This is a genomic window from Demequina sp. (assembly GCF_016278765.1).
Lineage (GTDB): Bacteria > Actinomycetota > Actinomycetes > Actinomycetales > Demequinaceae > Demequina.
Genome location: NZ_JADQBE010000004.1, coordinates 1 through 25,136, shown reverse-complemented (window position 1 = coordinate 25,136; position 25,136 = coordinate 1). Strand labels below are relative to the sequence as shown.

The 25,136-nt window shown below is 66.9% G+C and carries 23 protein-coding genes and 1 riboswitch; of the genes, 17 read left to right on the top strand and 6 right to left on the bottom strand.

Annotation, left to right across the window (positions count from 1 at the left end; translation table 11 throughout):
• Positions 1–6: 6 nt before the first annotated feature.
• From QZZ29_RS00305 to QZZ29_RS00290, 4 genes are all read right to left on the bottom strand, one after another.
• Positions 7–1,533, bottom strand: a complete 1,527-nt coding sequence (locus tag QZZ29_RS00305) for a DUF2142 domain-containing protein (RefSeq protein WP_291380473.1) — start codon at positions 1,531–1,533, stop codon at positions 7–9.
• Positions 1,534–1,629: 96 nt separating this feature from the next.
• Positions 1,630–3,156 (bottom strand): DUF2142 domain-containing protein, encoded by a 1,527-nt coding sequence (locus QZZ29_RS00300; protein ID WP_291380471.1) that lies wholly within the window; start codon positions 3,154–3,156, stop codon positions 1,630–1,632.
• A 47-nt stretch (positions 3,157–3,203) separates the two neighbouring features.
• Entirely contained in the window at positions 3,204–4,499 is a 1,296-nt protein-coding gene (locus QZZ29_RS00295) for a polysaccharide biosynthesis protein (RefSeq protein ID WP_291380469.1), read from the bottom strand.
• A complete protein-coding gene (locus tag QZZ29_RS00290) occupies positions 4,496–5,875 on the bottom strand; it encodes a glycosyltransferase family 4 protein (RefSeq protein WP_291380467.1) in 1,380 nt (459 codons plus the stop codon). The genes QZZ29_RS00295 and QZZ29_RS00290 overlap by 4 nt, the downstream gene beginning before the upstream one ends.
• Positions 5,876–6,030: 155 nt before the next feature.
• Between QZZ29_RS00290 and QZZ29_RS00285 the strand changes: the two genes are divergently transcribed.
• The 14 genes from QZZ29_RS00285 (at position 6,031) to QZZ29_RS00220 (ending at position 20,632) form a co-directional block, all read left to right on the top strand.
• Positions 6,031–6,621 (top strand): acyltransferase, encoded by a 591-nt coding sequence (locus QZZ29_RS00285; protein ID WP_291380465.1) that lies wholly within the window; start codon positions 6,031–6,033, stop codon positions 6,619–6,621.
• 31 nt (positions 6,622–6,652) lie between these two features.
• Complete coding sequence (locus QZZ29_RS00280) at positions 6,653–7,744, top strand: DegT/DnrJ/EryC1/StrS family aminotransferase (protein ID WP_291380463.1); 1,092 nt, start codon at positions 6,653–6,655, stop codon at positions 7,742–7,744.
• Positions 7,744–8,730 carry a Gfo/Idh/MocA family oxidoreductase gene (locus tag QZZ29_RS00275; RefSeq protein ID WP_291380461.1) on the top strand — a complete coding sequence of 329 codons (987 nt, stop codon included), beginning with the start codon at positions 7,744–7,746 and terminating at the stop codon, positions 8,728–8,730. Before QZZ29_RS00280 ends, QZZ29_RS00275 begins: the two co-directional genes overlap by 1 nt.
• Positions 8,731–8,783: 53 nt before the next feature.
• Positions 8,784–9,524 carry a glycosyltransferase family 2 protein gene (locus QZZ29_RS00270; protein ID WP_291380459.1) on the top strand — a complete coding sequence of 247 codons (741 nt, stop codon included), beginning with the start codon at positions 8,784–8,786 and terminating at the stop codon, positions 9,522–9,524.
• Entirely contained in the window at positions 9,521–9,931 is a 411-nt protein-coding gene (locus tag QZZ29_RS00265) for a DUF2304 domain-containing protein (protein WP_291380458.1), read from the top strand. The genes QZZ29_RS00270 and QZZ29_RS00265 overlap by 4 nt, the downstream gene beginning before the upstream one ends.
• 14 nt (positions 9,932–9,945) lie before the next feature.
• A complete protein-coding gene (locus tag QZZ29_RS00260; RefSeq protein ID WP_291380489.1) occupies positions 9,946–10,938 on the top strand; it encodes a glycosyltransferase in 993 nt (330 codons plus the stop codon).
• A gap of 206 nt (positions 10,939–11,144) precedes the next feature.
• Complete coding sequence (locus QZZ29_RS00255; protein ID WP_291380456.1) at positions 11,145–12,821, top strand: cell wall-binding repeat-containing protein; 1,677 nt, start codon at positions 11,145–11,147, stop codon at positions 12,819–12,821.
• A gap of 122 nt (positions 12,822–12,943) precedes the next feature.
• A riboswitch (TPP riboswitch) is annotated at positions 12,944–13,067 on the top strand.
• Between the two features lie 24 nt (positions 13,068–13,091).
• Entirely contained in the window at positions 13,092–14,162 is a 1,071-nt protein-coding gene (locus QZZ29_RS00250) for a thiamine ABC transporter substrate-binding protein (protein ID WP_291380454.1), read from the top strand.
• 32 nt (positions 14,163–14,194) lie between these two features.
• Complete coding sequence (locus QZZ29_RS00245) at positions 14,195–15,838, top strand: iron ABC transporter permease (RefSeq protein WP_291380452.1); 1,644 nt, start codon at positions 14,195–14,197, stop codon at positions 15,836–15,838.
• Positions 15,835–16,515, top strand: coding sequence for an ABC transporter ATP-binding protein (locus QZZ29_RS00240; protein WP_291380450.1), 681 nt, complete (start codon positions 15,835–15,837; stop codon positions 16,513–16,515). The genes QZZ29_RS00245 and QZZ29_RS00240 overlap by 4 nt, the downstream gene beginning before the upstream one ends.
• 163 nt (positions 16,516–16,678) lie before the next feature.
• On the top strand, positions 16,679–18,541 hold the full coding sequence (gene dnaK / locus QZZ29_RS00235) for a molecular chaperone DnaK (protein WP_291380448.1): 1,863 nt from the start codon (positions 16,679–16,681) through the stop codon (positions 18,539–18,541).
• A gap of 72 nt (positions 18,542–18,613) precedes the next feature.
• Entirely contained in the window at positions 18,614–19,189 is a 576-nt protein-coding gene (grpE, locus tag QZZ29_RS00230) for a nucleotide exchange factor GrpE (protein WP_291380446.1), read from the top strand.
• Between the two features lie 51 nt (positions 19,190–19,240).
• Complete coding sequence (locus QZZ29_RS00225; protein WP_291380444.1) at positions 19,241–20,182, top strand: DnaJ C-terminal domain-containing protein; 942 nt, start codon at positions 19,241–19,243, stop codon at positions 20,180–20,182.
• A 42-nt stretch (positions 20,183–20,224) separates the two neighbouring features.
• A complete protein-coding gene (locus tag QZZ29_RS00220; protein ID WP_291380442.1) occupies positions 20,225–20,632 on the top strand; it encodes a MerR family transcriptional regulator in 408 nt (135 codons plus the stop codon).
• Positions 20,633–20,666: 34 nt separating this feature from the next.
• On the opposite strand, the gene QZZ29_RS00215 is transcribed toward QZZ29_RS00220, so the two are convergent.
• A complete protein-coding gene (locus tag QZZ29_RS00215; RefSeq protein ID WP_291380440.1) occupies positions 20,667–20,894 on the bottom strand; it encodes a DUF167 family protein in 228 nt (75 codons plus the stop codon).
• A 110-nt stretch (positions 20,895–21,004) separates the two neighbouring features.
• Here QZZ29_RS00215 and QZZ29_RS00210 point away from each other — a divergent pair, with 110 nt between their 5' ends.
• Together QZZ29_RS00210 and QZZ29_RS00205 are read left to right on the top strand one after the other, a co-directional pair.
• Positions 21,005–22,012 carry an ATP-binding cassette domain-containing protein gene (locus QZZ29_RS00210; RefSeq protein ID WP_291380439.1) on the top strand — a complete coding sequence of 336 codons (1,008 nt, stop codon included), beginning with the start codon at positions 21,005–21,007 and terminating at the stop codon, positions 22,010–22,012.
• On the top strand, positions 22,009–22,845 hold the full coding sequence (locus tag QZZ29_RS00205) for an ABC transporter permease (RefSeq protein WP_291380437.1): 837 nt from the start codon (positions 22,009–22,011) through the stop codon (positions 22,843–22,845). The genes QZZ29_RS00210 and QZZ29_RS00205 overlap by 4 nt, the downstream gene beginning before the upstream one ends.
• A 90-nt stretch (positions 22,846–22,935) precedes the next feature.
• Here QZZ29_RS00205 and QZZ29_RS00200 read toward each other — a convergent pair whose 3' ends face one another.
• Positions 22,936–23,709, bottom strand: coding sequence for a hypothetical protein (locus tag QZZ29_RS00200; RefSeq protein ID WP_291380436.1), 774 nt, complete (start codon positions 23,707–23,709; stop codon positions 22,936–22,938).
• 135 nt (positions 23,710–23,844) lie between these two features.
• On the opposite strand from QZZ29_RS00200, the gene QZZ29_RS00195 reads away from it, so the two are divergent.
• Positions 23,845–25,136, top strand: a 1,292-nt coding sequence (locus QZZ29_RS00195; RefSeq protein ID WP_291380434.1) for a sigma-70 family RNA polymerase sigma factor, incomplete at its 3' end; no start/stop codon positions are given.

Sequence of the window (25,136 nt, the reverse complement as noted above, 5' to 3'; positions counted from 1 at the left end):
CGCGGCTCAGGGAGCGACGGATTTGCGCCTCAGTTCCGGCCACAGCACCGCCAGCAGCCCTGCAAACGCCAGCGACCCGACGAGCCACACGGCAGTGGGACCGACCGGCGCGCCATCCCACCACCACTCGGCTCCGGCACTGAGGTGGAATCCTTGCTCATCGGCGCCGGTGACGTACCGGCGAATGTTCACCTGCAGCGCGACCAGATTCGCGACTGCGAGCGCACTCAGGATGATCACGGTCTGCGTTTGCGTGAAGCGCACCGTCCGCCGTCCGGGAGTCGCGATCACCAGCACCAGGCCGAGCAACACCACGAGCGGCAACAGATAGCGGGGCTGAAATTGGCTACCCACGGCGTCGCCACCAGCAGTCAGTAGGTACACCGGGAATAGCAACAGCACGGCAAGCACACCGACCACCGCCACTGCTTTGCGCCGATTGAGCAAACCCAAACCGGCAAATCCCACCACGACAAAGGCCGCCGCAGAGGCCCAAGGGACAACTGCGGGGAGCACGGTGTCAAACCAGCCGAGCGCCCAGGTTCCCCACACCCCGGTCCACAAATACGGCACCATCAGAATGTTGTAGGCAGCGAGGGCGATGCCTCCCGTCGGCTCGACCGCCCCGCCGACGCTTCCGGGAGCTGCGCCGGAATTCCCGCCGGAGATACCGCCCACTCCCACGTCCGCCTGATGCGTGGTCAAGAACAGTAGCAGAACGATCACGAGGCCAGCGAGCGGCAGCATCGATCGCAAGCGCCAATCCCGCGTTCGAGACCACGTCAATAGTGACGCCACGAGGGTGGCCCCGCCAGCGTAAATCGCGCCGTCGCTTCGGGACCCGGCCGCCATGACGATGCCGACGACGTACAAAGCCCCCAGCACCCAACGTCTGCGTCCACCGCTTTCGAACCACCCCATGAGTGCCATGAAGGCCATGCCCACCCCAGTTGTCGCCCACCCACTCGGGTTGTTGGAGGGAATGAGGAACATGCCCAGCGGCACCATCGTCACCAGCCAACCCCACAACAGAGTCTGCCGCCTTGAGACACTGAGCATGGCCGCAACAAGCGTCGCAAGCCCCACAAAAAGCAAGACATTCACGAGGCGCATCACCAGCACGCTGCGCTCAAGATCCTGGCCAGCAAAGAGCCGCATGACGCCATAGAAGACGTCCGGGTACTTGTCCTGGAAGTTCCCGCGAATAGTTTCTTCCGTTGGCCCATCGAGGGCAAGGCCATGCCGGTACTGGCACGCGGCGGAACGTTCCGCAATCATCGCGTAGCAGGCGGACGCGCCGAACGCGGTGGACACGCGCCGCATGTTCGGATCGTCAACTCGGGTGCAGGCGTCGCTACCTCCCAGCGCGCACCACGTGCTCACCAGGTGATAATCATCGTCTGGGCTCGCTCCCACGGGCGAGGCAACGGCCCACGCCCCCAAAGCGATGACTGCGAGCAATGGCGCAGCGTGAATCCAGCGAAACTTCCCGATGAGCCGGCGCAGTCGCGACTCCACGTGGATCGCCGCCACGGGTACTCCTTGAGCTCTCAAGAGGGACATGTCAACCCACGAGTACCTTAGGCGGTCTATGGGGCCTACGAAGCAACGCTCAACCCCGCAGAATCGTCACGGTGCGATGACTCGTCGCCGCAGTGAGGGCCACAACACGAGGAGTAGCCCAATAAAGGAAGCCGAGCCAATAAACCATACAGCCATGGGCCCCAGTGGCATCTCGTGCCACCACCACTCTGCGTGGGCATCCAAGTTGAATCCCTGTTGATCGACCCCGGTGACATAGCGACGGATATTGACCTGAAGCGCTACCAGATTTGCGATGGCGAGCGCACTCAAGATCGCCACGGTCTGGACGCGCGTAAAGCGCACGGTGCGCGAGCCGGGCGGTGCCGTGGCCAGCAAAAGGCATAGGAGGACGATGAGCGGCAAGAGGTAGCGCGGTTGGAGTTGGCTTCCCACAGAATCGCCGCCTGCCGTGAGGACATAGACGGGAAGAACAACAAGCACCGCCAGGACTCCGGCAGTCGCTACAGACTTGCGCTTGTTGAGCAATCCCAACCCCGCAAAGCCGACGACCACGAAGGCGGCCACCGCAGCCCACGGCACGACAGCTGGCATCGGTGTGTCGAACCATCCCAGGGCCCACGTACCCCACACACCCGTCCAGAGGTAGGGCAGCATCAACAGGTTGTAGGCTGCCAGCGCCAGTCCGCCGGTCGCCTCGGCAGCTTGATCCCCAACACCAGCTCCCACGGGAGAATTCCCCCCCGCGAACCCGTGGGCGCCCACGCCGGCCTGTGTGGAGGTGAGGAATAGCATTCCGATCAGCACGAGACCACCGAACGGAAGCAACGCACGCGTCAGCCACTCCTTGCTTCGCGAGGCCGTCAGCACACACGCCACCACTGTGGCACCTGTGGCGTAGACGGCCGCGTCGCCGCGAGCGCCGGCCGCCATCAGGACACCGAGCACGTACAAGGTGCCAAGCGCCCAACGCCGTTTCCCGTGACTCTCGAACCAGCCCAACAACGCCATGAAAGCTGTGCCCACTCCGGTGATCGCCCACCCGCTCGGGTTGTTCGAGGGAATCAGGAAGACTCCCAGCGGCACCATCGACACGAGCCAGCCCCACAGCAGGGTCTGCCGGCGGGAGGCGTTCAACAGCGCCGCGAGCGCCGTTGCCAGTCCCACAAAGAGAGTCAGGTTGACGAATCTCATCACGAGAGCACTACCTTCAAGATCGTCACCGGCAAACGCACGCATGGATGCGTAGTACAGGCCGGGGTACTCGCGTTGGAAGTTGCCGCGGCGCGTGTCGACCTTGGGTCCATCCAGCGCGAGTCCCGCCTCGTCCTGACATGCGGCGCTCTCCGTGGCCTCCTGGGCGTAGCACCGCGCGGACATGAACGCCTGCGACACCTCGCGGCTGTTGGCCTGCGCGCCCGGCGCGCACGCTTCGCTACCGCCCATTGCACACCAGGTACTCGCAAGGTGGTAATCGTCGTCAGGCCCGGCACCCACCGGCGAGGCAAAGGCCCACGCGGTCAGCGTGAGCACGGCCAACAGTGGCGCAACGTGAATCCACCGGAGTCGACCGATCAGCCGACGCAGACCGACTTCGCTTCCCCTCGTGGCCACAGTGCCTCCTTGGGCTCTCGACGTGGGCAGTTTCACCCGGTGCCACCTTATGTGGTCGCAGTGGGCTCGTGAGTCGAGACGTGGTCCGTGGGCTCGCGGCGCCTCCATAGGGCGGCGAGCACCGTGCCCTGAGCCAGCGCCGAGAGTGACTCCGTGATGCCCAAGGCCCAGGCGGCGCCGCTTGCCCCCCAGAGCGAAGCGCCCACGAGCAAACCCGTGACGCCCGCGATGGATGCGCCCACGACACAACTCATGAATGCTTTGCGCGCTCCGATGGTAATCAGACCGATCCGGCCGAAGGCAGTCCCAAGAGTGATCCCAAGGATCGCGACTCCGAAGCCAAGCGCTGTCGCCTCACCGATGGCAACGTCCTTGCCGAAAAGCGCCGTAGTCAGCCAGGGACCCCCCACTCCCATGGCGACCAAACCGGCCACGCCCACGGACGCGTGGAGCGCGATGACAACCCTGAGCCGTCGCCCCATCCTGGCCCGACCGGCCTCCACCACCCAGCCTTGAAGAGCGTTTCCGAGAGCCGACACGGAGTACTGACCGATGCGATACGCCTTGTCTCCTGAGACAAAACGCGCCGCCTGCGCCACGGGCGCAACCGAAGTGACGATTGCGACGGCCAACGCGTTGTAAGCGCCCCCGGCGATCTCGGCGATCAATGCGGGTGGGTGACGACGCAACACCGCGACGACGCCGTCGCGATCGACGGAGACGAGGTCAAAGGCCGCGATACGCCCATACACCACGGCCGGGCCCGCGATCATTGCGATCGCGAGCAGGATCGGGTACCAGATGGGTCCCGCCCCCAGGATGAGGAGCACGGTGGCGGCGAGCGTCGCGGCCGTCCTGGGCAGCACCTCGGACCACAGAATGGGCAACGCCCTGCCGACTCCGATCCAGAACCACGTGGGGGCAAGCCCCGCAAGGCTCATCGCGCCCGCCATGGCAGCCGCCTCCGCCCGGTTCGCTTCGGGGGCGAGCGCTGCCGCGACCACCCCTGCGATCACGACGGCAAAGCTCCAGACCGGCACTCGCACATGCAGGCTCGTCGCGAGCAGACGGCGACGTTCCTCGGTCGACGCGACCGCGACGATCGGCGGGGCAAGCGTCGAGTAGCCGAGCCCCGACACGAGCGCCGCGATACCGCCCACCGACTGGCCCAGTGCGATGGCGACCCAGACATCGGCCCCGGCGAGTCGCGCCAGGACCGGAAGGAAGATGAAGGGGGCGAGGAGTGAGAGGAAGGGAACACCGGCGAACGCGGTGATCCGGCGGGCGAGGGCGGCCGCGCTGGCCCTGGTCTGCCCGGGCGGGCCCGGCGGGGACCCCGTCACTCCTTGGACCTCCTCACCCTCGCCCGACGCACGACTTCACGCGCACCAGCGTGCCGGAGGTGGTGCCACGCCACGCGTAGGTCACGCACAAACCCAGGTCGGTCTGCTGGATCAAGGAGGTCGCGCGCCGACGCAGCAAGAGCGTCGCGCCCCCCTGCGGCCTCAACGTCGGGAGCGCGGCGAGGCTGACGCGCAATGCGCCGTAGTGGTTCGAGCGTCGTCTCCCACAAGTAGCGCTGTCGCACGACTTCCACGCGTTCACGCGCCGCGGCGGCGAAGGCATCGTCGTAAAGAACAGTCTCGAGCGCGTCTGCCAGCGCGTCGAAATCGCCGGCGGGCACGGCGATGCCGAGGCGTTCCTCGCGCACCAGATCCGCAAACGTGTCTCCCTCCGTCACCACCATGGGCAGGCCCGCCCAGAGGTAGTCGAGGATGCGGGTGCGGAAAGAGAACTCGGTCTCCACGTGTGCGTGATGGGTCGAAACACCGGCGTTCGCCTCGCTGAGGAAACTGCCGCGCTCGTCGTAAGGCACCCAGTCCTCGTTGAAGATCACGGAGTTGCCCAGGGCACCGAGCTCCTCGGCCAGGTCGATAGCGTCGTTGATGACACCCATCGGTCGCTGGCCCGGGTGGCGTGTGCCAAGGAATACCAGCGCCGTGCCAGGGCGCCGCTGTGCGAGCGCATGCACCGCACGAATCAAGAGGAGCGGGTCGAACCAGCTGTAGACGCCGCCGCCCCAGATCAGGATCTTCGTCTCGTCGTCGATCCCTGGGACGACGCCGCGCAAGGCAGGCCGCGTCACGACGGGGGGCTCTGCTTCCAGTCCGAACGGCGCGATCGCGATGAGGTGTTCGAGCGATGGGTCGTTCTCGTACGTGGTGGGTGAGATGCGGCCAAGCGCGGCGAGTTGACCCAGATAAAACGAGCGCTGGCGCGCGGAGGCGCACAGCACCATGTCAGCGCGCACCAGTTGATGGTTGAGCAGCGAGACGCGCGAGCGCACCATCAGGTCCCACGTGGCGCGCGGCTCCTCACGGCCCTGCTCCAGCATCTCCAGGTGCATCGGGTCGTACGCGTCGACCACCACCACGCGGTCCGTCGAGGCGAGGCGAGTGAACTGCTCCATGGCGTGACCCTGGAAGACAATGAGGTCCACGACGCGTTCGAGGGCATCAAAGGCGGCATCGTCTCGTGGTCGCAACGCGACGGAGCGGAAGCGGCCCTCGGAGGCGTCGTCGTCAAGCGTGGCGGTGGTCGCAAGCGTCACGTCGTGACCGTCCGCGGCGAGCACTCGGGCCATCGCACGCGCCCGGATGGCTGGGCCAGCGAGGCGCTCGCCCAGCGACGAGCCGGTGATGATGAGCACGCGCGTCATGCGTGGCGTCCCTGGGGGGAGACGACGCGTGGCGACGGGGAGACCTGCATGAGCACGCCTCCATCGTAGGGCTTGCCTCTACCCCCTTTTCGTAGCGCGTCCAAGGGGCGACTTTGGTCGCTCGTGGTGCCAAACCCCTGAGGTATCGTGGCCGCATGAGCATCCGGGTCGCGCAGACGGCTGACGTCGCGCCTGACGCCATCATCGGAGCAGACTCCTCTATCTGGCATCTCGCGCAAGTGCGGGAGGGGGCAGTGCTCGGCCGCGATTGCGTGGTCGGTCGTGGCGCCTACATCGGCAGCGGTGTGACCATGGGCAACGGCTGCAAGGTGCAGAACTACGCCTTGGTGTACGAGCCAGCGGTACTCGAGGATGGCGTCTTTGTGGGTCCGAGCGTGGTGTTCACCAATGACCACTTCCCGCGCGCCATCAACATAGACGGCTCGGTCAAGTCCGCACACGACTGGGAGCCAGTTGGCGTCACTGTCCGACATGGCGCCTCCATCGGTGCCCGGGCCGTCTGCGTCGCGCCAGTGACCATCGGGCGGTGGGCCACCGTCGCCGCTGGCGCGGTGGTGACCAAGGACGTCCCCGACTACGCGCTCGTCGTCGGCGTGCCCGCCCGACGCATCGGCTGGGTGGGCGAGGCGGGCTCACCGCTTGTCAAGGAGGGCGACACCACCTACCGGTGCCCCGTGACCAACTCGCTGTACGAAGAGACTGACGGCGCACTCGCGCCACGCTGACGCACGCGACCCCCCATCGAAGGAAGACCTGATGAACCAACCCACGATTCCCGCCGCGAGCCCCATCATCGGCGGCGAGGAGCGCGCCGCAGTCGATCGCGTCATGCGCTCTGGCATGATCGCCCAGGGCCCCGAGGTCGCCGCCTTCGAGCGCGAGTTCGCGGACGAACTGGTGGGCGGGCGCACCTGCGTGGCCGTCAACTCCGGCACATCTGGCCTGCACCTTGGGCTCCTTGCCGCAGGCATCGGCGCGGGCGACGAGGTCCTGGTGCCGTCGTTCACCTTTGCCGCCACGGGAAACTCGGTCGCCCTGACCGGCGCGACACCGGTATTCGTCGACATCGACCCGGACACCTTCTGTATGGACCCCGACGCTGCGGCCGCTGCGATCACCGACCGCACCGCCGCGATCATGCCGGTGCACCTTTACGGCCACCCTGCAGACATGACCCGCTTGGCCGAGGTGGCTTCCCAGCACAACGTCCAACTCGTTGAGGACGCCGCCCAGGCGCACGGCGCGCAGTGGCAGGGAGCCCCCGTTGGCTCCTTCGGCACCTTCGCGATGTTCAGCCTGTACCCCACCAAGAACATGACCTCCGGCGAAGGCGGCATGGTCTCTTGTGCGACGGACGAGGTCGCGCGTCTGGTCAAGTTGTTGCGCAACCAGGGAATGGAGCGCCGCTACGAGAACGAACTGGTGGGCTTCAACGCCCGCATGACGGACATCCACGCCGCGATCGGCCGCGTGCAGCTTACCAAGTTGCCTGCCTGGACCGCTCGCCGTCAAGAGATTGCCGCGCGCTTCGATGCCAACCTGCGCGGAGTCGTGGTGCCGCCGGTCGCCGAAGGCGCCGTTCACGTGTACCACCAGTACACGATTCGCGTCCCCCAAGACAGGGACGGGTTCGCCAAAGCGCTGCTCGAGGAGCACGGCGTCGGCACGGGCGTCTACTACCCCATCCCCAATCACGAACTGCCGTCGTTGCGCACGGAGGCCGACCTACCCGTCACGGCCAAGGCGGCTCAAGAGGTGTTGTCGCTTCCCGTCCACCCCGCGCTGAGCGACGAGGACGTTGAGCGCGTCATCGAAGCCGTGAACGCCGTCGCGGGAGCGGGTGCCTGATGGCCAACTTGCGAGCAGGACTCATCGGCATTGGCAGCATGGGGCGCCACCACGCCCGCGTGCTGCGTGCGCTTGAGGGCGTGGACCTTGTTGCCATCGCCGACGCGACCGGCGACCCCCACGGCGTTGCCGGCGACCTTGAGTTGGCGCCAGACATCGACACGCTACTGAAGGCTGGCCTCGACTACGTGGTGGTCGCCGTGCCCACCATCTACCACGAGCCTGTCGCCCTTGCCGTGGCAGCGGCCGGCGTTCACGCCTTGGTGGAGAAACCGCTCGGCCACGACACCGCCTCGGCCGAACGGATCACCGCCGCGTTCGAGAGCCGCGGCCTCGTGGGCGCGGTCGGTCACATCGAGCGCTACAACCCCGCTGTCCAGAGCCTGCGTGTGCGCCTCGAGAACGGCGATCTCGGCGACGTCTTCCAAATCGCGACACGACGCCAAGGCCCCTTTCCGGCCCGCATCGCCGACGTCGGCGTGGTCCGCGACCTCGGCCCCCACGACGTCGACCTTGCCGCGTGGGTGGCGCAATCGACGTATGCGTCGATCTCGGCCCAGGTCACTCACCGCAGCGGACGCGAGCACGAGGACTTGGTGTCCATCACGGGCCGCCTCGCGAATGGCACTGTCGCCAATCACCTCATCAACTGGCTATCACCGATGAAGGAACGCACCACGGTGGTCACTGGAGAGCGCGGAGCCTTCGTGGCAGACACGCTCACGGCGGACTTGACGTTCTACGAAAACGGCACCATCGCAACCACATGGGATCACATCGCTGGCTTCCGTGGCGTATCAGAGGGCAACGTCACTCGCTTCGCGATTGCCAAGGCGGAGCCGCTTGCCACCGAACACGCGGCATTCCGTGACGGAATCCTTGGCACGTCCTCGCAATACGTCACCATGCGTGAGGGATTGGAGACCGTCGCAGTGGTTGATGCTGTGCTCGAATCGGCGCGCACCGGCACCACCATCAACCGTTAGCGAGGGAGCGCCGGCGCCGGAATCGAGGTGGCCCCGATGCTATGCTCCGGACCATGGGAACTGCGCTCGGGCAGACGCTCATCGTGATGCCGGCGTACAACGAATCCCAGTCCGTTGGGCGTGTGGTCAGCGAGACGCGCGCCATCCTCCCCGACATCACTGTCTTGGTTGTTGACGACGGATCGACCGACGGAACCGCTGACGCCGCGCGCGCCGCCGGCGCACTGGTCGCGACTCTTCCCTTCAACCTCGGTGTGGGCGGCGCGATGCGCGTGGGCTTCCGATACGCGGCGCAGCATGGCTATCGGGCGGTGGTGCAGATCGACGCCGACGGCCAACACGATCCGGCGACGGTGACCGGTTTGCTCGACCGTCTCGAGGACTACGACATCGTGATTGGCGCCCGATTTGCTGGTGAAGGCGCGTATGTCATGAGCGGACCGCGGCGTTGGGCGAGCAAGGTGCTGGCGTGGACCATCAGCCGCACCGCAGGGACGAAACTCACGGACACAACCTCAGGATTCCGCGCATCCGGGCCCCGGGCCATCGAACTGTTCGAGCGGGAGTACCCGGCAGAGTATTTGGGCGACACGATCGAGTCGCTGGTTCTCGCTTGCCGTGCTGGCCTCACAGCCACGCAGGTCCCCACCGCAATGCGTGATCGCAGTGGCGGTGCGCCATCGCACAGCCCCTTGAGGGCGGCGGTCTACCTGGCAAGGGCCACTCTCGCCCTGCTGTTTGCATACGCTCGACCCAAGGCGGTTGCACCCCGAACGATTGAGGCCACTGCATGACCCTCAGAGCGTACATATTCGGGATTGTGGCAGCGCTCTTTGTCCTGATCGTTGTGGTAAGTCTGCTGCGCCACCGTCGCCTTCGCGAGCGCCATGCGGCATGGTGGCTGGCTGCGGGGGTACTGGCCCTGCTCGCAGGCATCTTCCCTGAGTCGCTTACCTGGGCAGCCCGTGTCACGGGTATCGAACTGCCGGTCAACCTGGTGTTCTTTGTTTCGATCACCATCCTGTTCCTGGTGAGCCTCCAGCACAGCGCCGAGCTCACCCGCCTTGAAGCGAAGACTCGCGACCTCGCCGAGACGGTGGCACTACTCGAACTTCGTCTGCGGGAACTTGGCGAAGCACCACGGCCCCCGAGTGAGGAAGAAGGTCCCGACCGCCATGGCGACGCACACGACGAAGGCTGACCCGGCGTGATGTGATGATAGATTTCCATGCGCGCCAGCCGCGCCTCTCGGTCGCCCTGTGCACCTACAACAGCGAGCGCTTCATCGAGCGGCAGCTACTCAGCATCCTCGACCAGGACCTCCCCGTCGACGAGGTCGTGATCGGCGACGATGGTTCCTCGGACGGCACCCTCGAGCGCATCGCCGCCGTCGTGGTCGGGCATCCAAGGGGCCACGTGGTGCGCGTCGAGTTCACCGAACGCTCCGGCGGCGTCGTACAGAACTTTTGCCGTACCCTCGCCGCCTGCACGGGTGACCTGATCGCTCTGTCGGACCACGACGATGTTTGGGATCCGGCGAAGACCGCGACGCTGGTGCCACGCTTATCCGCGGCCAGGCGTCCGGCCATGATCTTCACCGACGCCCGCGTCATTGACGACCACAACGTCTTCTCCGGCGAGCACCTGTTCGCGTCGTACGGCGTGACCGACAAGGAGCTGAGCGGGTTCGAGGACGGTCGCGAAGCCGACGTCCTCGTTCGTCGCAACATCGCGACGGGGGCCACCGCGATGCTCACGCGCGACCTGCTCGACGTGGCTTTGCCCATCCCCGAGCTCTTCATTCACGATGAGTGGCTGGCGTTCCTGGCGTCCGCCCTGGGCACGCTCATGGTGGACAGGACCCCGCTGATCGACTACCGAGTCCACAGCAGCAACCAGATCGGCATTCCTCCTCAGTCGCTGGCGGGCCTGGCACGGTTCGCGCTGTCGGGTCGCCGCCAGCGCTACATCACTCTGCACAGGAGGGCGGAGGCGCTGCACGCCCGGCTCGTGGAGCATGGTGCCCCCGAGGAGGTGCTGGCGCTTGTCGCGGACAAGGCCGCCTTCGAGGCGGAGCGCTCGACGATGCCGTGGTTCTGGCCCGCTCGCCTCCCAGGGATCTTGCGCCGCTACCGGCAAGGCTCCTACGGGCGCTTCACGCACCGTCCGTCGCTCGAACGCTGGCGCGATCTCGTACAGCGCATGTAGAGCAGGTTGCTCACCGCCACGAGGCGCAAGAAAGAGGTCGAGGCTCCGCATCACGTGGGCGACTTCCAGGTTGCGTGGAGATGACGGCCGGCCATGCGTCCGGATTTGACGGGTTCCCCGGCTCGCGGCAAAGGTCTCGGTCAAGTCCAGTGGAATGGGTCACATCACCCTATTTATCGGGTTTTGGGCCAATTAGTCTGGCTGGCATGATGACTGTTCGCGGGCGACTCTTCGTTGCCGTAGTCCTGGCAGCGCTGCTGTCTGGGATCCTTTCGGCCCCGGCAAGCTCGTCCGAGGACGAGACCAGCGCTGGCTTTGAGACGGTGCTTCGCGGCACGAACGATTACCGCCAACTCAACGGCGTTGACCGCCTGGTGCATGACCCGCGGATGTCGGCCGTCGCGCAGGCATGGGCCGAGCGGATGGCTGCGGACTACGCCAGCACGCGCGACTTTGACGTGGCGTTTCGCCACAACCCGCTGATGTCCCAGCAGGTGCCGGCCGGGTGGGAATCCGTTGGCGAGAATATCGCGCTGAACCGTGACACGTTGGACCCCTACGAGCACCTCCTGACGCAGTGGCGCGACAGCGCCGGGCACAATGCAAACATGCTGAACTCGCGGTGGACGCACATCGGGATCGGCACGTTCCAGGATGACCTGGGAATCACGTGGGGCGTGCAGGTATTCGGCGACTATGGGTCACCGGTCGCGATCCCGGATCCGGCCGATGCGGTCGTCGATCTCGACAGCATTCCGTCTTCGGGAACGGTCGCTTGCGTTGCTCTTGTAATGGGACCCTCAGGTTCAGAGTTCTTCCGTCAGTGTGGAACGCGAGCTGGAAACGTATACACCTTCTCCGACGTGCCGCCAGGTTCATACAGCATCAAGTTGCTGGACTCGGGCGGTGGCGTGCTCTATTCGGGCTGGCCCAGCGGCGGCGGAGCCTTCACCGTGTCCAGCGGCATCCAGGCAAGCCTGCCCGCAGGGACCACCCGGCTTTACGGCGCAAATCGTTATGACACTGCCGTCCAGGTGTCGCGCCAGTACGCGCCGGGCGTTCCGGCCGTGTTCGTCGCGGCCGGTACAGGCTTTCCCGATGCGCTGTCAGCGGCCGCTGCAGCAGCACACCTCGGTGGGCCACTTCTACTGACCTCAACAGGATCGATCCCGTCACATGTGGTTACGGAGATTCGGCGACTCGACCCAGCGCAGATATACATTGCTGGCGGCACCGGCGCCGTGTCTTTGAGCGTCTACCAAACTCTTGCGACGATAGCTCCAGTCACTCGTTACGGCGGAGCTGATCGGTACGCCACGGGGCTACAGATTTCACGGGGATCCTTTACGAGATCCACAACTGCGATCATCGCGACCGGTCGCGCTTTCCCCGACGCGCTCGCGGCCACCGGAGTGGCTGGCAAGTTGAATGCCCCTGTGATCCTTGTGGACGGACTCAAGTCCTCTGTTTCAAGCCAGACCCTCTCCGAACTCTCTCGCTTGGGTGTCACCAAGGTCATCATCGCCGGAGGCACGGGCGCAGTCTCGGCGGGCATCAAGAACCAACTGACCACAAGGGGATACAGCGTGACGCGCTACGGAGGCGGGGACCGCTATTCAACGGCGGCGCTCATCAACAATGCCTACTTCCCCGCCGGGTCTTCGGGCACCATAATCCTGGCAAATGGCGTGAACTTCCCCGACGGGCTCACTGGGGCGGCACTCGCGGGCCACCTTGGTGCGCCCCTCTACACCACGTCGCCGACCTGCGCTCCGAAGCCTATTCACGACTCCGTCGTTGCCCTCCGTTCGACAAGTGCGATCGTCCTCGGCGGGACCGCTGTCTTGTCCAACGCCGCTGCGGCCAACGTGTCGTGCGGGTAGGCCCTTCGCCCGGATGCGGGCTGGGCCCTACACCACCCTTACCGCAAACACCAGATGAAGGTAGCGGTGAGAAGGGTAGCGAAAGCGAGTTCACCACTCGTCCCCACAAGCGACTATCGTGGGCAGTACGACAGGGGAGCGCCTCCGCATCCACATGCGGGTCAAGGGCGCTGAGAGTGCGGTCACCCGCAGACCCTCGAACCTGATCCGGTTTGCACCGGCGTAGGGAGTCGAGTCTCATTACCCCTCCTGCATCACGGGAGGAATCGCATGAACATCATGCGCGCATTCACCATTTCCGCAGTGGTCGCCTTGGGCGCCGCCGCCTGCTCTACCGCAACTACCACCGACGAGACGACGTCCGCGTCGCCCACCACCACAGCGTCGCCGATGCCCACCAAGGTCACCGTGGTCACTCACGACAGCTTCGCGGTGCCGGACGACGTCCTGGCCGCGTTCGAAGCAGGGTCCGGCCTGGATGTCACGTTCGTGGCGCCGGGAGACGCCGGCACGCTCGTGAACCAGTTGGTGCTCACCAAGGATGCCCCGCTGGGGGACGTGGTCTACGGCGTCGACAACACCTTCGCCTCGCGCGCCATCGAGGCAGGGGTCTTCGCGGACTACACCTCGGACGCTCGGGCAGCCACGGACGCGGCCGCCTACGCGATCGAGGGCTCGCAGGCGCTCACCGCGATCGACTTCTCGGACGTGTGCCTCAACATCGACCTGGCCGCCTTTGGCGGCGACCTGCCAGCGCCGCGGACGTTCGACAACCTGCTTGACCCGGCGTACAGCGGCATGGTGTCGGTGACCAATCCCGCGACGTCATCTCCCGGTCTCGCGTTCCTGATGGCGACCATCGCGGCCAAGGGCGACGCGTGGCCGGAGTATTGGTCGGCTCTCAACGACAACGGCCTGCGCGTCACGGCGTCCTGGTCGGACACGTACTACACGGACTTCTCGGCGCCCAACTACGGCGGCGACTACCCGATCGTGCTCAGCTACGCGTCGTCTCCCCCGTTCGAGGCGGTCGACGGGCAGCCCACCACGGCCGCGCTGCTCGACACCTGCTTCCGGCAGGTGGAGTACGCGGGCGTGCTTGCCGGCGCCCAGAATCCCCAGGGCGCCCAGCAGGTGGTCGACTGGATGCTGTCCGACGACTTCCAGGCTTCGGTTCCGGAGAACATGTACGTGTACCCCGTTTCCACCGCCGTCACGGTTCCTGCCGAATGGGCCCAATACGCGCCGCTCGCCGCAGACCCGTGGACGATCGATCCGACCACGATCGACGCCAAGCGCGACGAGTGGATCCAGACCTGGACTGACACGGTCCTGAACTAGCAGGACCCGCCCACCAGGAAGGCTCAGCGCACATGACCGCACGCCGCGTCCGCCCCCACCTGACGTGGTGGGGGCTCGCGGCGTTGCCGCTGGCGTACCTCGCACTGTTCTTTGTGTGGCCGCTCGCCACGGTGTTGTGGAGGGGCCTCACCCAGGACGGCTCCGTACGTCTGGACCTTGTCGCGGAGGCGCTCACCAACACGCACACCCTCAAGGCCATGGGGACGACGCTGCTGCTGGCGGCGGCGGGCACGCTCGGCTCGATCGTCTTGGGCATTCCCGCCGCGTACGCGCTCTTCAGGCTTCGCTGGCGGGGAGTCGGGTTTGCCCGCGCGGCGGCGAGCGTGCCGTTCGTGCTCCCGACCGTGGTGGTGGCGGCGGCCTTCTCGGCGCTCGTGCGGCGCGGCGGGCCGCTGGGATGGACGGGGCTCGACCAATCACTATGGATCATCGTGGCCGCGCTCGTGTTCTACAACACCTCGGTGGTGATGCGCATCGTGGGCGGCGCCTGGGCGGGTCTCGATCCCGGCCGCGTCTCCGCGGCGCGCACGCTCGGAGCCAGCCGCCTTGCCGCCTTCCGCCACGTGACGCTGCCCGCCTTGGGACCGGCCTTGGCGTCGGCCGCGTCCTTGGCGTTCCTGTTCTGCGCCTCGTCCTTCGGCATCGTGCTCGTCTTGGGCGGCAGCCGGGTGTCGACCATCGAGACCGAGATCTACCTGCAGGTCAACCAGTTCCTCGACCTGCGCACGGCGGCGCTGCTGTCGCTGGTGCAGCTCATCATCGTCGCCATCACGTTGTGGGCCACCGACCGCGCGCGGCGGGCGCGGGAGCGGTCCGCACCCGTGCGGAGAATCGACGGCACGCGGCGGGCCACTCGTCGAGACGCTCCCGCGGTGGTGGCGGCGCTCGTCGCTCTTCTGGTCGTTAACGGTGCTCCGATCATCGCACTCGTGGAACGCTCGCTGCGTGGCGCGTCCGGCTACTCCTTCAAGCACTACCGTGCCCTCGGCGAGACGCCCGCACGCGGCCTGCTGCCCGAGCCGGTGCTGGTTGCAGCCTGGCACTCAGTCACGGTCGCCGCCGTCGCGACGGTGATCGCGAGCGTCCTTGGGCTGCTGATAGCGCACCTCGTGACCCACCGCAGCGGCCGCGCCACCCTTCTCGACGCGGCGATGGTCCTTCCCGTGGGCGTCAGCGCGGTGATGATCGGCCTGGGGCTCTTGCTCACTCTCAACCGCAACGTGCTGGGCTTCGACCTGCGCGCCTCGTGGTGGCTCGTGCCCATCGGCCAGTCGCTGGTCGCACTCCCCTTTGTCACCCGCACCTTGGTCCCGGCGGCGCGCGCCATCGACGACCGGCTGCGCTCTGCCGCGGCGGCCCTCGGGGCGTCCCCGGTCAAGGTATGGGCCCTCATCGACTGGCCGCTGCTCGCGCGGCCGTTCGGCGTGGCCGTGGGCTTCGCGGCCGCCATCGCGCTCGGTGAGTTCGGGGCGACGGCGTTTCTCGCGCGCCCCGACGCCCCCACCCTGCCCACCGCAATCGTGCGTCTGCTGGGGCGCCCGGGTGCGGACAACGTCGGCATGGCCTTCGCCGCGGCGGTGCTGCTCGCGGCCGTCACAGGGACGATCATGTTTGCGGCGGAACGCTTTCGGCGCATTGGAGAGGCGGAACTATGAGTACCCCAGCCGACGCAGCCGCGCGGGGCCTGCGCGTCACCGACCTGACCGTCGTGTATCCGGGAGCCCAGGAGCCCGCCGTCGACTCGGTCAGCCTTGCGGTACGGCGTGGCCAGACGATCGCGCTCCTGGGGCCGTCGGGATGCGGCAAGTCCACGTTGCTGGCCGGCATCGTGGGAATCACGGCGCCCGACTCCGGCACCGTGGCGTTCGACGGCGAAGACGTCACGCACGTCCCGATCCACCGGCGCGGCTTTGGCCTCGTCTTTCAGGACGGCCAACTGTTCCCCCATCGCACCGTCGCCGGGAACATCGCCTTTGGCCTCGAGATGGCGCGCGTACCCGCGGCCGAACGCGAGACGAGGGTGAGCGAATTGCTGGAGTTGGTCGGGCTGACCAAGTACCGAGATCAACCGGTCGCCAACCTGTCCGGCGGCGAGCGTCAACGCGTGGCCCTCGCCCGTTCGCTCGCGCCACGCCCTCGCTTGCTCCTGCTCGACGAGCCGCTGTCGTCGCTCGACGCGGAACTCAGGTCTCGTCTGGCCGGCGAGATGCGAGACATCCTCGCCCGCACGGGCACCACGGCCATCCTGGTGACGCACGACCCGACGGAGGCCGCCGCGATCGCGTCGGAGGTTCACCGCATGGAGGCGGGCCGGATCCTGACTCGCGACTAGCAGTCGCACGCAACCCGCGCGCCGCCGACCTTCAGAGTTGAGTCAGGGTGACTCAACTCACTTGACAACGCCGAGGTCAGTTATGGATACTTGAGCGCAGAAGGCTCAATACTGAGCACCTCACCATAGGCCCGCTCGGGCCCGCACCAAGGAGGACCTCCACATGTCCCGTGCAGTAGGCATTGACCTCGGCACCACGAACTCGTGCGTCGCCGTGCTTGAGGGCGGCGAACCGACCGTCATCGCAAACGCGGAAGGCGCCCGCACCACCCCGTCCGTGGTGGCGTTCTCGAAGACCGGCGAGGTGCTCGTCGGCGAGATCGCCAAGCGCCAAGCGGTCACCAACGTGGACCGTACCATCGCGTCGGTCAAGCGTCACATGGGCACCGACTGGGACGTGAAGATCGACGACAAGACCTACACGCCCCAGGAGATCTCGGCCCGCATCCTGGGCAAGCTCAAGCGCGACGCCGAGGAGTACCTGGGCGAGAAGGTGACCGACGCGGTCATCACCGTCCCCGCATACTTCAACGACGCGGAGCGCCAGGCCACCAAGGACGCCGGCGAGATCTCGGGACTCAACGTCCTGCGCATCGTCAACGAGCCCACCGCGGCCGCACTCGCCTACGGCCTGGACAAGGGCAAGGAAGACGAGCTCATCCTGGTGTTCGACCTCGGCGGCGGCACGTTCGACGTCTCCCTGCTCGAGGTGGGCAAGGACGAGGACGAGTTCTCCACCATTCAGGTCCGCGCCACGGCCGGCGACAACCGCCTGGGCGGCGACGACTGGGACCAGCGCATCGTCGACTTCCTGGTCAAGGAGGTCAAGAACGCGGAGGGCATCGACCTGTCCAAGGACCGGTCCGCCCTGCAGCGCCTGCGCGAGGCCTCCGAGCAGGCCAAGAAGGAGCTCAGCTCCGCCCAGCAGACCACCATCTCGCTTCAGTACCTCAGCATCGGCGAGAACGGCCCCGTCCACTTGGACACCAAGCTCACGAGGGCCCAGTTCCAGGAGATGACCAAGGATCTGCTCGAGCGCACCAAGGCGCCGTTCCACCAGGTCATCAAGGACGCCGGCATCAAGTTGGCCGACATCGACCACGTGGTCATGGTTGGCGGTTCCACCCGCATGCCCGCCGTCACGGACGTGGTCCGGGAACTCACCGGCGGCAAGGAGCCCAACAAGGGCGTCAACCCGGACGAGGTTGTCGCCGTGGGCGCGGCCCTGCAGGCCGGCGTCATCAAGGGCGAACGCAAGGACGTGCTGCTCATCGACGTCACCCCCCTCAGCCTCGGCATCGAGACCAAGGGCGGCGTGATGACCACGCTGATCGAGCGCAACACCGCCATCCCCACCAAGTCCTCCGAGGTGTTCTCCACCGCGGACGACAACCAGCCCTCGGTGATGATCCAGGTGTTCCAGGGCGAGCGTCAGTTCGCGCGGGATAACAAGCTGCTCGGCACGTTCGAGTTGGGCGGCATCGCGCCCGCCCCACGCGGCGTTCCTCAGATCGAGGTCACCTTCGACATCGACGCCAACGGCATCGTCCACGTCCACGCCAAGGACCGCGGAACCGGCAAGGAGTCGTCGATCACGGTGACGGGCGGTTCGGCGTTGTCGAAGGAAGACATCGACCGGATGGTCAAGGACGCCGAGGAGCACGAGGCGGAGGACAAGAAGCGGCGCGAGGAAGCGGAGACCCGCAACAACGCGGAGAACTTCGCCTACTCGACAGAGAAGATCCTGTCCGACAACGAGGACAAGGTCCCCTCCGAGGTTGCCGATGACGTCAAGGAGGCCATCGCCGAGGTGCGCAAGACCCTCGAGGGGGACGACGCGGAGGCCGTGAAGACGGCCCACGACGCGCTCGTGGCCAAGGCGCAGAAGATCGGCGAGGCCATCTACAAGGCCGAGCAGGAGGCGGGTGCCGAGTCAGGCGCCGACGCCCCCACCGGCGAGTCCGGCTCCGCAGATGACGACGTGGTGGACGCCGAAATCGTCGACGACGAGGACGACACCAAGTAACTGGGCACCACAGCGCGCGCCTGGCGGCGGGCGGGCAAGCCCGCTCGCCGCCACCGCTCACGGGAGGACCTCATGGAAGACAACACCGGATTCACTTCACCCGACGACGACGGCGCCGACGACGCCCTCGCGGCGGCCGAGCAGATCATCGACGACGCGAGCGGCGCCCAGGACGACTTCGACGCCGACGAAGAGGGCGCTGACGACGCGCTCACGCAGGCGGAGGTGAAGGCCGCCGAGCACCTCGCCGACCTTCAACGCCTGCAGGCCGAATACGTCAACTATCGCAAGAGGGTCGATCGCGACCGCGCCGCAATCGCGGACGTGGCAACGTCCAAGGTGCTCGAGGCTATGCTGCCGGTGCTGGATGACATCTCGGCGGCCCGCCAGCACGGCGACCTCGCCGAGGGCCCCTTCGCGTCGATCGCGGAGAAACTCGAGGAGGCCCTGGGCCGCTTCGGCTGGTCGACCTTTGGGGAGCAGGGCGACATCTTCGACCCGGCGCTGCACGAGGCGCTCATGTCGCAACCCAGCGCCGACGTCACCGAGCCCACCGTGCACCACGTCGCCCAGCCGGGGCACCGCCTCGGCGACCGCGTGGTGCGCGCGGCACGCGTCATCGTCGCCCAACCCGAGGAAGACCACTAGACCACCGCTCACTCGACCCCACGCCGATTCATCTCAAGGAAGGAGGCGGACGTGACTAGCCAAGACTGGTTCAACAAGGACTTCTACGCGACCCTTGGCGTGCCAAAGGACGCCTCCCAGGCCGACATCAAGAAGGCCTACCGCAAGCTCGCGAGAGAACTCCACCCCGACCGGCACCCGAACGACGCCGCGGCCGAGAGGCGCTTCAAGGAAGTGGGCGAGGCGTACGGCGTGGTGTCGGACGCCGAGCAGCGCAAACAATACGACGCGATTCGGGCCATGGGTGGCGGCGCCCGCTTCCAGGCCGGGGGAGGCGGTGCGGGCGGTGCCCAGGGCTTCGAGGACGTCTTTGGTGGGCTGTTCGGAGGCGGTGGCGCGACGCGCGGCCAAGGCTTCGAGGACATTCTGGGCGGACTGTTCGGAGGCGGCCGTGCGCGCGGCCCGCAGAAGGGCGCCGACCTGGCGGCGGCGACCGAGGTCTCGTTCCGCGAGGCGGCCCAAGGCGCCACCGTGACCCTGGGCATCGATGGGCAACGCGTCTCCACCCGGCTGCCGGTGGGCGTCACGGATGGTCAGAAGATCCGCCTTCGCGGCAAGGGCCGTGCGGGCGCCAACGGCGGCCCTGCCGGCGACATCATCCTGACCATCCACGTGGGCAAGCACCCCGTCTTCACGGTCGACGGTCGCAACCTCCGCATCAACCTGCCCGTGTCGTTCGACGAGGCCGTGCTGGGCGCGACCGTCGAGGTGCCCACCTTGGCGGGCGAACGCGTCAAGGTGAAGATCGCCCCCGGCACCTCGTCGGGCGCGACGCTGCGCGTCAAGGGCAAGGGCCTCGTGGCGAAGGAGGGCGCTGGCGACCTCCTCGTGCGCGTCGAGGTGGCCGTCCCCTCCAAGGTTTCCAAGGCGGCGAAGGAGGCACTTCAGGCGTTCGCGCTCGCCACCGCGGCCGACGACCCGCGCGCACGTCTCTACGACGACGCGGCCAGGTAGCCCCTTAGCCTTGGTCTTGAGGCCCACCGGAAAGGAGGAGCCATGGAGCAGCCGGATGTTGACGAGCCTGTCTTCCTGATCTCCGCCGCGGCCGAACTCGCGGGCATGCACGCCCAGACCTTGCGGCAATATGACCGACTCGGTCTGGTGGTGCCCCGGCGCCGTCCCGGAGGCGGACGCCGCTACTCCCTGCGAGATGTCGCCACCTTGCGCGAGGTGCAGCGCATGAGCCAAGAAGAGGGCATCAACTTGGCGGGGATCGCGCGCATCCTGTCGCTCAGCAAGCGCGTCGAACGCCTTGAGCAGGAGGTGGAGCGGCTGCGGCCGCGCGCCGATCTCGGCTCACGCGTGTTCACCTCCGGCCCGTCCGGAAAGGTCGTCATCGTGGAACGCGGCCAACGCGGCCGACGCGACGAGGGCCGCGGCCTGGTGGTGTGGCGGGGACGCTGACACCCCGATCGACCGGTTCTTCCACACCCCCGCGCTAGTCGTCGAGCTCCACGGTCTTGATGCGCGCCTTGTGGCCCGCGACAATCCGCACCTCCGACGTGCGCACCCCCCAATGCTTCGCGAGCGCCGCGACAACGCCGGCGTTGGCCGCGCCTTCCACCGCCCGCTCGCGCACAAACACCGTGAGCAGCCCGTCCGGGCCATCCTCGACGAGCGGGCCCTTGCGGCTGCCCGGCTTCACCTGAATGCGATGGCGGGACACGTTCACACCGTACCGACCGTCACGCGACGCCAGCCCCGCGGGGTTCACCCGCGGCGGATTTGGCCCTGTACCGCGAGCGCGAAGTCGGACATTCGTCGTACGTTTTGTCCATGTCCCGCGATATCGCAGTGGAGGCCGCAGGCCTCGTCAAATCCTTCAAGGAAACCAAGGCTCTCAAGGGCGTGTCGTTCCAGGTCCCGCGCGGCAAGGTGCTGGGAGTGCTCGGACCCAACGGAGCGGGCAAGACCACCGCCGTCCGCATCCTCGCCACGCTGCTGCGTCCCGATGCCGGACGGGCCATCGTCGCCGGCTACGACGTCGTCCGCCATCCGCGCGAAGTGCGCAAGCGGGTCGGACTGACGGGGCAATACGCATCGGTCGACGAGGAACTGACGGGCCGCGAAAACCTCGTGATGATCGGCGAGCTCCTCAACATGCGTGTGGGGACGGCTCGCGCCCGTGCCGCCGAATTGCTTGAGTGGTTCGATCTCACCGAAGCCGCCGACCGCATGGCGAAGACCTATTCGGGTGGCATGCGACGCCGCCTCGACCTTGCGGCGTCGCTGACCGGCCACCCCGAGATCGTCTTTCTGGATGAGCCCACCACGGGACTCGACCCGGCCAAGCGGGAGGACATGTGGGACGTGGTGCGAGCCATCGTCGCGAACGGCACCTCCGTCCTGCTCACCACCCAATACCTGGAGGAGGCGGACGCCCTGGCCGACGACATCGTCGTCATCAACCACGGCGAGGTCATCGCCCACGACACCGCGGAGACGCTCAAGCGCGTGGTGGGCTCGCAGACGCTGCGCGTCCGGCCCTCCGAGGCGGAGGCTGCCGATGCGGTGCGCGGGATCCTCGCGAGTGTGGCCACGGACGGGGCAACGGTCGATGAGCCGCGCAATGGAGAGTTCTCCGTACCCGTTCCCAACGACTCGGTCCTGGCCGACGTGGTGGGGCGCCTTCGGGCCGCCTCGGTCGAGGTGACCGAGCTGTCGCTCATGCTGCCGAGCCTCGACGAAGTGTTCTTCACGCTGACCGGGGAACGCAATCGCACCGCGCCCGGCGCCTCCGACTCCTCCGACTCCTCCGACTCCTCCGAGGAGGTCAACGCATGACCACGGCAGGCGCTACTCACGAGGTCGAGGTCATCCCGCACGGACCCACCGACATGCTGAGGCACTCCTGGGTGCTCGCCAAGCGCTCACTCGCCACGACGTGGCGCACGCCGGAGGGGCTGATCGACGTCACCCTGTCGCCCATCATGTTCACGCTGCTGTTTGCGTACATCTTTGGTGGAGCGATCGCCGGCTCCACGCAGGACTATCTGCCGCTGCTCGTGACGGGCATCATCGGCCAGAACATCGCGTTCGCCTCGGTCGGCATCGGCATCCAGCTCAACGCCGACATGGAGAAGGGCATCTTCGACCGCTTCCGGTCGCTGCCCATCTCGCGGATCGCACCCCTGTTTGGCGCCGCGCTCGGCGACGTGGTCCGCTACGTGCTCCTCATTGGCATCATGGTCGGCACCGGATACGTTCTTGGGTTCCGCGTGGGCACCGACATCTGGCACTTCCTTGCCGGCGTGTTGCTGGCGATCCTGTTTGCGCTGTGCCTCGCGTGGGGGCCGATGCTGATTGGCCTGATCGCACGGTCACAGAGGGCGGTCCAAGGCATCGTCTTCATGACGCTGTTCCCGCTGACCTTCGCGTCGAATGCGTTTGTGCCCACCGAGTCCATGCCCAACTGGCTCGCATCGTTTGCGAATGCAAACCCGCTGTCACACCTCGTGAAGGCCCTGCGTGCCCTGTGGAACGATCCCGCCCTCGGGCCGATCGGGTCCCACAGCGGCCAGTGGCAGAGCCCGGTGGCGTGGACGCTCGTGTGGTGCGCCATCTTTGTGGCGGTGTTCGCTCCACTCGCCATTCGCGCGTACAACCGCAAGGCGTAGCGCGTGTCCGTCTGGCCGTGGAGTTCACCCACAAAATGAAGCGGTGCGTGGCGCCCTCAGCGCGCCACGCACCGCAAACTTGTTGTCGCCCTACCGCACCATCGACTCGATGAGCTCGTGGGCATACGCATGGGTCTCGGGAAGCGACTCGATCCACACGCGCGGGGGCTGACGCATCAGATTTCCCACACGCATCGTGGTGGCCCGCTCGGAGATGTGGTCGCGAAGCAAGGCGATTCCCCTGCCCAGTCTCGTGCCACGTTCCACGAGCACCGCGTACAGACCGTCCCCAAGACGTGCCATGGGGTGACCGTCGCCGTAAGCTCCCGTGAGCGCCTGGCCCACGGCGGCGTTGCGCGCCATCCGCTGCCACGGATCCGAATCCAGCACGGACACGTCGATGATGACCAGGGCGTGCGTCTGAGTCACCGAACTTCCCTGCCGACCGGCGGTCCCGTAAACCTCAGCCAAACGCTGAGTGAGGTACTCCGCGGTACCAAGGCCTGACTCCGGATCGGTCATCTGCGGCGCGGACGGGGCAGCCACCGAGCCGTGAGTCCACCCCTCGCACAAGGCGCGGATGGAGCGGATCGGGGCGGATTCGAATCCCGCGGAGCGGAACAACACGGCCATGTCGTCGATTGCCTCGGTGATGCCGACGCCCGACTCCGACCTGGCTTGACCCAGGCGGAAGGCGGCGGGAGCGGTGTCCAGCCGGGCCTCCAGTGCCTCGACGAGCGCTTCGGTGGCTGGCGTATACCAGTCACCCGGGCGCAGCCACACGGATTCGATGCTCGCGGCCTGCCAGGTGTGCAGAAGCGCCGAGGATCCCACCGTGTCAGTGAGGTGATCGTTGCCCGTCATGCGCTATGAGACGGAGCAGAGCCCCCGCTATGACGCGGATTCCAAAAAAAACTTGCGAAGAGTCAACCCCGCTCCCCAAGTGTGACGAACGCCACTCGGCGTTTGCCTTGTGCGATGCCCCCAGAAAGGGGGAGTATGGAGCGCACGAGTGTCCCCACATCGGGCAGGGCGGACGACTATATGGGCAACGAGATGATCGCGTTGTGGACAGAGATGTCCAGCGATCCGGAGCTGATCGCTGGCGTGCGGGCCGGCGACTCGGCCGCCTTTGGCGTGCTCTACGAGCGCCACGCATCCGCAGCCCGCAAGGTGGCGGCGCAGTACACCAACGCCGCGTCGGACATTGACGATGTGGTGTCGGAGTCCTTCTCTCGCGTGCTGCGCGCGCTCCAACAAGGCGACGGCCCCGACCTCGCCTTCCGCGCCTACCTGTTCACCATCGTGCGCCGTACCGGCATGGACGTCATCAACAAGGGAATCCGCACCAGGCCGCGCGATGACATGTCCCCGTACGAGTCGTCCCTCGGCTACGAGGCATCGTCCGACGAACCTGCGATGGCCAACTTCGAGCACGGCCTTGTGGCGGACGCGTTCAAGTCGCTCCCCGAGCGCTGGCAAGCGGTGCTCTGGTACACCGAAGTCGAGAAGAAGAGCCCCAAAGAGATCGCCCCGCTCCTAGGCCTTTCCGCAAACGGTGTCGCCGCTTTGTCCTACCGTGCGCGGGAGGCGCTCCGCCAGGCCTACCTCCAGCAGCACCTATCGTCGGCCGACGACGTTGATTGCCGTGAGGTCAACGCCCAGTTGGGTGCGTTCGTGCGCGGCGGCCTCAACAAGCGTGAGTCCGTTCGCGTTGACGAGCACGTGAGCACGTGCGAGAAGTGTGCGGCGCTCGTAGCCGAACTCGAAGACGTCAATCGCGGCATGCGCAGCATCATCGCGCCGCTCATTCTGGGCGCGGCGGGCATGGCGGCGCTCGACGGCGGTTTGCCGATTGGCGGCGCGCTTGGCGGGGCTACCGCCGCGGGAGCCGGTTCCGGCACGGGCGCAGGCGCTGCTGGCGGTGCTGGAGGGGTTGGCGCCACCGGTGCGGTCACCGCAGGTGCCGCGGGAGCCGCGGCCCTGGTGGCCGCATTCACGACGGGCGCCAGCAGCAACGCGGCGACGTCAGGTGCAGCGGGCGTCGGCACACATGAAGCGGGCGTTGGCGCGACCGCAACCGCCGCGGGAACGGGGACCTCCTCCGCGGGCGCCGGAATCTCGGGCGTGTTCGCCGGCCTGGGAAGTTTCCTTATCCCGGCGGCCGCAGTGATCGGTGTTGTCACACTCGCCGTCGCTGGAGCAGGCTACTTTGGCGTGTTCGACTCGAACTCTCCGGCCACGTCCTTGGCCAACACCGTCCCCCAGACCGCCCCCGCGGCCCCCGCGGC

What these genes read in the sequence shown, in the direction of transcription:
- QZZ29_RS00200 (WP_291380436.1), bottom strand. Translation starts at nt 23,709, where the DNA reads ATGACGGGCAACGATCACCTCACTGACACGGTGGGATCCTCGGCGCTT.
- QZZ29_RS00220 (WP_291380442.1), top strand. Translation starts at nt 20,225, where the DNA reads ATGGAGCAGCCGGATGTTGACGAGCCTGTCTTCCTGATCTCCGCCGCG.
- QZZ29_RS00255 (WP_291380456.1), top strand. Translation starts at nt 11,145, where the DNA reads ATGATGACTGTTCGCGGGCGACTCTTCGTTGCCGTAGTCCTGGCAGCG.
- QZZ29_RS00270 (WP_291380459.1), top strand. Translation starts at nt 8,784, where the DNA reads ATGGGAACTGCGCTCGGGCAGACGCTCATCGTGATGCCGGCGTACAAC.
- QZZ29_RS00240 (WP_291380450.1), top strand. Translation starts at nt 15,835, where the DNA reads ATGAGTACCCCAGCCGACGCAGCCGCGCGGGGCCTGCGCGTCACCGAC.
- QZZ29_RS00285 (WP_291380465.1), top strand. Translation starts at nt 6,031, where the DNA reads ATGAGCATCCGGGTCGCGCAGACGGCTGACGTCGCGCCTGACGCCATC.
- QZZ29_RS00290 (WP_291380467.1), bottom strand. Translation starts at nt 5,875, where the DNA reads ATGACGCGCGTGCTCATCATCACCGGCTCGTCGCTGGGCGAGCGCCTC.
- QZZ29_RS00260 (WP_291380489.1), top strand. Translation starts at nt 9,946, where the DNA reads ATGATAGATTTCCATGCGCGCCAGCCGCGCCTCTCGGTCGCCCTGTGC.
- QZZ29_RS00275 (WP_291380461.1), top strand. Translation starts at nt 7,744, where the DNA reads ATGGCCAACTTGCGAGCAGGACTCATCGGCATTGGCAGCATGGGGCGC.
- QZZ29_RS00210 (WP_291380439.1), top strand. Translation starts at nt 21,005, where the DNA reads ATGTCCCGCGATATCGCAGTGGAGGCCGCAGGCCTCGTCAAATCCTTC.
- QZZ29_RS00265 (WP_291380458.1), top strand. Translation starts at nt 9,521, where the DNA reads ATGACCCTCAGAGCGTACATATTCGGGATTGTGGCAGCGCTCTTTGTC.
- dnaK (WP_291380448.1), top strand. Translation starts at nt 16,679, where the DNA reads ATGTCCCGTGCAGTAGGCATTGACCTCGGCACCACGAACTCGTGCGTC.
- QZZ29_RS00250 (WP_291380454.1), top strand. Translation starts at nt 13,092, where the DNA reads ATGAACATCATGCGCGCATTCACCATTTCCGCAGTGGTCGCCTTGGGC.
- QZZ29_RS00245 (WP_291380452.1), top strand. Translation starts at nt 14,195, where the DNA reads ATGACCGCACGCCGCGTCCGCCCCCACCTGACGTGGTGGGGGCTCGCG.
- QZZ29_RS00280 (WP_291380463.1), top strand. Translation starts at nt 6,653, where the DNA reads ATGAACCAACCCACGATTCCCGCCGCGAGCCCCATCATCGGCGGCGAG.
- grpE (WP_291380446.1), top strand. Translation starts at nt 18,614, where the DNA reads ATGGAAGACAACACCGGATTCACTTCACCCGACGACGACGGCGCCGAC.
- QZZ29_RS00205 (WP_291380437.1), top strand. Translation starts at nt 22,009, where the DNA reads ATGACCACGGCAGGCGCTACTCACGAGGTCGAGGTCATCCCGCACGGA.